Source organism: Nitrospira sp. BLG_2, from assembly GCF_049222245.1.
This window is the reverse complement of record NZ_JBLYIG010000081.1, coordinates 1-6,858: the sequence shown is the minus strand read 5'-3', so window position 1 is coordinate 6,858 and position 6,858 is coordinate 1. Positions and strand designations below refer to the sequence as shown.

7 protein-coding genes are annotated in these 6,858 nt (G+C 53.0%); 3 read left to right on the top strand and 4 right to left on the bottom strand.

The features are described from left to right. On the top strand, positions 1-432 hold a 432-nt coding region (locus tag ACOSYY_RS02395), incomplete at its 5' end, for a hypothetical protein (protein WP_421660673.1). Continuing rightward, positions 368-1,648 carry an ATP-binding protein gene (locus ACOSYY_RS02390; RefSeq protein ID WP_421660672.1) on the top strand — a complete coding sequence of 427 codons (1,281 nt, stop codon included), beginning with the start codon at positions 368-370 and terminating at the stop codon, positions 1,646-1,648. The genes ACOSYY_RS02395 and ACOSYY_RS02390, both read left to right, overlap by 65 nt. Before the next feature lie 30 nt (positions 1,649-1,678). Here ACOSYY_RS02390 and ACOSYY_RS02385 read toward each other — a convergent pair whose 3' ends face one another. From ACOSYY_RS02385 to ACOSYY_RS02370, 4 genes are all read right to left on the bottom strand, one after another. Further along, on the bottom strand, positions 1,679-2,380 hold the full coding sequence (locus ACOSYY_RS02385) for a rhomboid family intramembrane serine protease (protein WP_421660671.1): 702 nt from the start codon (positions 2,378-2,380) through the stop codon (positions 1,679-1,681). Between the two features lie 12 nt (positions 2,381-2,392). Continuing rightward, on the bottom strand, positions 2,393-3,265 hold the full coding sequence (locus ACOSYY_RS02380) for a hypothetical protein (RefSeq protein WP_421660670.1): 873 nt from the start codon (positions 3,263-3,265) through the stop codon (positions 2,393-2,395). A 75-nt stretch (positions 3,266-3,340) separates the two neighbouring features. Further along, positions 3,341-4,396, bottom strand: a complete 1,056-nt coding sequence (locus tag ACOSYY_RS02375) for an LOG family protein (RefSeq protein WP_421660669.1) — start codon at positions 4,394-4,396, stop codon at positions 3,341-3,343. 97 nt (positions 4,397-4,493) lie between these two features. After that, on the bottom strand, positions 4,494-5,273 hold the full coding sequence (locus ACOSYY_RS02370) for a CBS domain-containing protein (protein WP_421660668.1): 780 nt from the start codon (positions 5,271-5,273) through the stop codon (positions 4,494-4,496). Positions 5,274-5,576: 303 nt separating this feature from the next. Between ACOSYY_RS02370 and ACOSYY_RS02365 the strand changes: the two genes are divergently transcribed. Further along, on the top strand, positions 5,577-6,858 hold a 1,282-nt coding region (locus ACOSYY_RS02365), incomplete at its 3' end, for a multinuclear nonheme iron-dependent oxidase (protein ID WP_421660667.1).

Below are 6,858 nucleotides of genomic sequence, written 5' to 3'. Positions count from 1 at the left end.
TTCGTTATCGCGATGCTGCCTCGGGCTCTCGTTGAGGCCGCGTGGTTCAACGCCATACTCGTGACCGTCGATACGTTTCTAGTGACCGCCGTTATCTATCTTTCGGGGAACGCCCGTTCGGACCTCTATATCGCCTATTTTGTGCTTATGTTGGTGGCGGCGTCGGTCAAACGGTTGAGTCATCTGCTCGGTCTCTCCTTGCTTCTGAGCGTTGGGTACGCGGTTGTGCTCTATGAAGAGGTTCTGCGCACGGGGGTCTTGGTTACAGGGCAGCTGTTGGGAATCCCGGTTCTTCTAGTCATGGCCGTGTTCTACGGGGTCGCATTAGAAAGCACGGCCGTCGCACAGGAAGAAAAAGGCAGCACTATTGAAAGATGTAGAGGAACTGGAGAAGACCAAGGAGGAATTGGAGACAGCCAAAACTCAACTTGAAGCACGAATTAAAGGACTGAAAGAAAATCTAACGAAGGCGAATACCGATCTCTGCGAGGTGCGGGTTGTGCGGCAAAGTCTTGAGAGACGACTTCACGAGGCACAGAAGATGGAAGCCATCGGCCGAGTTGCAGCGAGAATTGCCGGAGAATTCGGAACGTTGTTTGCGGTTGTAGGGAAACAAACAGGAGTCATGTTATCGCGACTGCAGCGAAATGACCCCCTAAGATTATCGGCCGACGAGCTTTTTAAGGTAGGGGAAAAGGCTGCCACGCTTACGGCACAGCTCATCGCCCTCAATCTTGATAGTCCACGCGTTCGAAACACGTTGTCCGTTCATGCTGTGTTAGCGGATGTACACGGTATGATCGCAAGCCTTTTACCGGATCACGTCGAACTAGCCATCCAGCTGGACAAACAGGTGGCCTACGCCGAGGTGGATCGTGAAGGATTGGAAACGGTCATTTATCAGCTGGTCGTCAATGCACGTGATGCCATGCCGAATGGAGGTCGGCTTACCATCGAAGTCAAAACGATCGAGGGTGTCTCCAAATCAGTTCGGCCATTGTCGATTGAGTCGGCATCCCATCAGATTTTAATTCAAATCAGTGATACCGGAACAGGCATGAACCTGGATACCCAAGCCCATATGTTCGAGCCCTTATTTTCCACCAAGGAGACCAACATCGGACTTGGTCTCACCGCAGTTTTCCGAATCGTCAAGCAGAACGGAGGAACACTGGAGGTGGATAGTCGGGCAGGACAAGGGACCATCGTCCAAGTCGCCTTCCCTGTGGTCCCGGCGCCGGAGGTACGGAAAGAAACGATGTCGAAAGCCATGTTGGCTAAAGGCGGTGAAACGATTCTGCTTGTGGAGGAGAATGAGATCGAACGGAAGCTGGCACTATCAACCTTACAGCGGTATCGCTATAGAGTCTTGGAGGCAGCCTCATCGGTCGAGGCCCTTATGCTCACACAGCAATACAATGGAATTGTTCATCTCATCGTGAGTCCTTTAATAATGCCAGAAATCGAAGGGCGTGAACTTGCCCGCCGACTCTTGAGACAGCACCCCACGATGAAGACACTGTTTGTTTCAGGTTACGATGATGAAACGATTCAACATCATCGAATTAACCAGCGGTTTGTCCTCCGGCAACCCTACCGCCAGTCCGGATTGATCGGGAAGGTCAGAGAGATGTTGGATGCTGCGTGAGCAGCCTTGCCGATTATGAGAGGCACGTTCTCATGAAGACCACGTTGACCGGCCCGGTGAGAAAAATCGTACCTCTTTTCGCTTAAAGAGACCGATCAGTGCCATGCCCGCGAGGAATCCACCGAGAGGAGCGAAAAAGGCGACGCCACCGCCAGTGGCTCCCATGCTCATGCCTCCACTGATCAGCTGCGTGATAAACCACATGCCGAGGACAATGCCGGCCGCTACTCGAATCATTCCGATCGCCGGCAGCAAGACCAGCACGTGAGCGTGTGGGAATAACAGCAGATAGGCACCGAGCACGGCCGAAATGGCCCCGCTTGCCCCAACCATCGGGATTTGGGAATAGGGATCGGTTATGGCATGGCTCAAGGCGGCAAGGATACCGGTTAAGACATAGAAGACGATAAACTTCATGTGGCCCATCGCATCCTCTATGTTATTGCCGAAAATCCAAAGGTAGAGCATGTTCCCGAGTAGATGCATCCACCCGCCGTGAAGAAACATGCTGGTTACCAGGGTTAAGGATGCCGGCACCATAACGGCTTCCTCAGAAAGCGAAGCGTGACCGAAGACAATGGCAGGGATGGCACCGTATTGAAATGCGAAGAGCTCGGCAGCCGCTTGAGGGAGGTTCACTTGATAGAGAAACACCGCGATGCAGATGCCGATGAGGACGACCGTGACGATGGGAGTCCGTTGAGTAGGATTATCGTCTTGGAGTGGAATCACGATAGTCCGGTATCATGAAATTCGTCGGCGATCTGTAACCGTACGAGGCAGTCTGGGATCGGCCAGAGGGGTTCCGTCGATTTCGAGTGGAACGGAAAACCCGGCGGCATGGGTATGGCCTCCGCCTCCGAATGAGGCAGCGATTCCACCGACGTCCGTACCATCGGATCGCGAACGCATGCTGAAATAGCGACGGCCGTCGCTGTCATGCCAGATCAGGCAAAAGGGATGATGGGCCGACAGACGCTCGCCGATTTGGCTGGTCAAGATTGAGCTTTGCACTGCAGGAACGACGACACCCTGGAATTCCACCATTGAAGCTTGCGCTGCCAGCTTTCCGACGAGTTCATGCTCGTAGCGCAAAATAGCTCGACCTTCCTGCTCGAGCGTCGATTGAGTAAAACCATCCCATACGTTGAAGTCAAACGGGTAGGACGCCAAAGCCGCGTTGATTTCGCGACTTCCTGGCAAAGCCCAGGTCCATAAATCCTTGTCCTGGATATACTGAAGTAACCATGGAGGCGCCGTGCCGTGGGCCCATTCCCAGCTTAGGACGGCACCGGACTTTGATTGATCGAAGTACGCGTATGAAAAGCCGTCCAAGGTCCGCTCGGCGGTGATATGATGATCCAGAACGAGGAGCTCCTTGGTCTCGGAGGCCATGGCTTCCAGGATCGAACGGGCGTAGCTGAAGTCTGCAATCACAACACGACGATCCTTGAGGTTGGGAGGAGGGGGATGGCCGTGTTTGACGGGTAAAAAATTCGCATTCGGAAATTTTTTCCACAGTGCCCAGGCGGCTCCAAACCCATCGGAACATTCGGCATGGTACAGAACAATGTCAGGAGAACCATGGAATGGGGGTGCGAAGGATACGTTCTTCATAGAGTTCGAGAGAATAGCATGTCCAGGGCAGGGACTAAAAGTCATCCGTCGTCCATGCTTACATTAAGGCATGACTCACAACTCGTTCAGATAACTGATCAGTTGGCGAAGTCGGCCGGTACTACGCCGGTTAAAATTGAAGACGAGTCGAGGCAGATCGCGGAGGGCTGGTTCATCCAATTCTTCCGCGAGCGGTCCACGAAGTTCGAACGTGCCGTCCGATAGGAGATCGGTGAATCGGCCCCGGAGCTGTTCGAGTTGCTCGAGTGTAATGGTTTGTTTGAGTCGCATCGCGAGTTCCCGCCCTACAAAACGCATGGAATGGTAGCGGCGGTAGAATCTCAGGATATGGTTTACCGCGGCCTCTACGGAATTAACGATTGTGAAGAGACTCATGTCTTCTTCATTGATCAGCTTCCGCTTCAGCAGTTGCCTCGTCACAAAGGCCGACCAATCGTCCCAATAGTCACAGCCGGAAGCCTGAAGACAGATGATCGGTTGAGGATCACTCTTGCCGGTTTGGGCCAGTGTGAGGATTTCAAAGCCTTCGTCGTGTGTCCCGAACCCCCCGGGGAAGAGTGCGATGGCGTTCGCTTCCTTTTGAAACATCAACTTGCGGGTGAAAAAGTATTTGAAGGTGATGAGCTTCGGGTCATCGGCGATCGTGGAATTAGGCCCTTGTTCAAAGGGAAGCATGATGTTGACCCCAAAGCTGTTCTCGCGGCCGGCACCCTCTTGAGCAGCCCGCATGATCCCATCCGCTCCTCCGGTGATGACCATAAATCCTTCGCGGACGATAGCTTGGGCGAACTCGGAAGCCAGTTTGTAATTTGGGTCGTCGGAAAGAGTTCGTGCCGAGCCGAAAATGCTGACTTTCTGACGATTGCGATATCCGTGGAAGACACTGAATGCATGCCGTAGTTCTTTGACGGCACGATTCACGATTTTTACATCCAGGAGGTCTAAATGCGCGTCGTGTAGTTTCAGCAGTCCCGTCAAGAGTTCCGTCATAAGAGCGGCATGCAGGTCGTCGTCACGGCTGTCGAGAAGAGCACTGATTCGATGCAGAATCTCATCTCGTGACAAGGCGGGACGGGGCCGAGTCTGCGGAGATCTTCCGGTTGTAGTCATGGTTGTCCTCGTACGGTGAATGAGACGGAAATTGTACCAATGGATCCAACATTGGTCAAAGATTGTCGAAATCCGGTGGGTTCTGAGCCGATGCGGTCTAGGAAGGGTCGAAAGATTTAGGGAGATTGGCCAATACCCAAGCCTTGATTCTGGACTGGTCTGCCGGAGAGAGATCCACGAATTGTATCTCGACATCCCGTCGTGTCGTCATGAGGGAACCGGTCATCGTGCCGGACACCGGTTCAACTCCGGCGTTATTCAAGACGGTTCCTCGAATAGTCAAGGGACCCATCATCTCAGAGAGGCAAAAACTCAATATGACTTTGGTCCCCACCGGCAAGAGCGCGAGAGACTCCACCGAGGCACCGGCATGGCTGAGTTGTGAGATGACGGCCCGATATTCATCTCCTACACCATCTCCCTCAATGATACTCATAGTGGCTGGGATGTTTGCCGCGCATCGCTTTGGAGAAAGGATCAAGTCTCTCGCGGTGAGGACGCCGACCGGCTGATCTTGTTTTGTGACGATGAGGATCGGTGTCCCGGTAGTCATCATGAGCGCCGAAGCGTCGCCCATCGCCCGATCGTACTCGATAAATTGCACCGGTCGTGTCATGATGGTTCGAACTTCGATGTCATCCGGCTCTAGGCCTTGCGCAACCACCTTTTTGACAATATCGGTCGGCGTCATGAGTCCGAATCGAGACTCTGTATCCTTGACCAGGAGGCAGGGCATGCGTTCGCGTTCCAAGAGCGATGCCGCCTCGGTGACCGATACATCACCTGGAATCTGGACTACGCCGGGTGTCATCATGTGTCCAACCAATATGGTCTGGTGATCTGGGGCTTTTGGCTGTTGATCGTCCTTGTCCGACATTCTTTAGCGAAGTCCTTTTTCCTCACGAATCTGCCCCCCTCTTGGCCGCAATGTATGCCAAGTATAGCAGAAGGTTTCTGAGGACCATGAGAGGTTGAAAGCCTTGTCACTCAATGATTTGACGGCATACACTAAGATCACATTTTGACCGTGGGCAAGAGAGAAACGATGACGGCGAGTGGGCATTACCATAGAGAGTTCATTCGTCGGCTTGGGACAATTCCAGTGCATGGGCTTGGGCTTTCTGTTGATGTTCATGCTCCAGACCTCGTTAGCTTGCGGCGAAGCCTACAAGAACGTCAAGTGCCGCCTGATTACCTTGAAGTGTTCCGAACGACACCAATGGCCTTGGCCTGCACTAAGAAAGAGGCTGGCGACGGTCTGCTGACATATCATGGTGAAGGCTTGTGGGTCACTCAACCGGAGATGCCCGATTCTACGATGTTTAGGCAAGAACTTTCTGAGTCTGTCGAACAACTGATGATCTTGCAAAGTGCCTGGCTGAATCATGAATGTGCGACAAAATATCTCGCCGGCTATCATTACGGGACCTATCTTCCTCCCCTCTATACTCCATTAAGCGCGAAAGTGGTGGCTGACAATACACGATTGATCCAATATTTACTCGATCAACAGTGCCGTTTGGCTAATGGGAGTACGCCGTTGGTGTTACTTGAAATGCCGCCACTCACGTACTTTGTCGCAGGGACGATGTCTATCCCGAGATTTTTTCAGATCGTCAGCGAACAGACTCCCTGTGGGCTGGTCTTGGACGTGGGGCATCTTTGGACGGTGTTTCGATATTCCGGAGCGCATCGAGTTATGTCGCTGACACGATTTGTCGAGGAATTTCTCAACGAGTTTCCCATGGATCGTGTGGTTGAGATACACGTGGCGGGTCTGGCCATTCATGAAGCACACCGTGCCTCCGCTTCAGGACCCAGCGGTGGTATGGACGATGATGCGCTTCCTGCCTGGATCGATAACCATGCCGTCCCCATTCCTTCCATCTTGTTCGATATGCTCGATCAGGTGCTAACCCATCCACGGCTGAGCAGCCTTAAGGGGCTTGCCTTAGAAGTGGATACGAAGCCGGTCGAATTGATCGTAGATGAATTCAGCGAATTCTCCCGCCACTATGGGCCGCTGTTCTATAGGCTGAGCAATGCCGAACAGACCGTGCCTAATTTCGAGGTATGCTCGGTGTCGGAAAAGCCGGAGGCGACATCCGTCACGCAAAGTCTTGTCGAGGCCTATGATCGATATGCACGCGTACTGGCGGGCAAAGCCCGGCCGGAGGGGGCAGAATGGAGCCAAGACACGGCAGGTATCCAAGATTTGGAAGTCTATCGTTCCGTCTATCTCCCTTATGAGATTCTTCACTGGGGGGGAAAGGTGGAAGACATGTTTGTAGAATCTTGTCGTCGACTCGAAGAACGTGATGTGTCGCTCGATGGATTTGTGGCGTTCTGGTTCAGAGAGCCTAGGCCCTTCTCCGGCATCTATGATTTCTTTTTGCTGAAAGTCGAACGGTTCGTGGAGTTTGTCCATGAGGTAGCGCCGGAGTTGCAAGGCATTGCCGAAA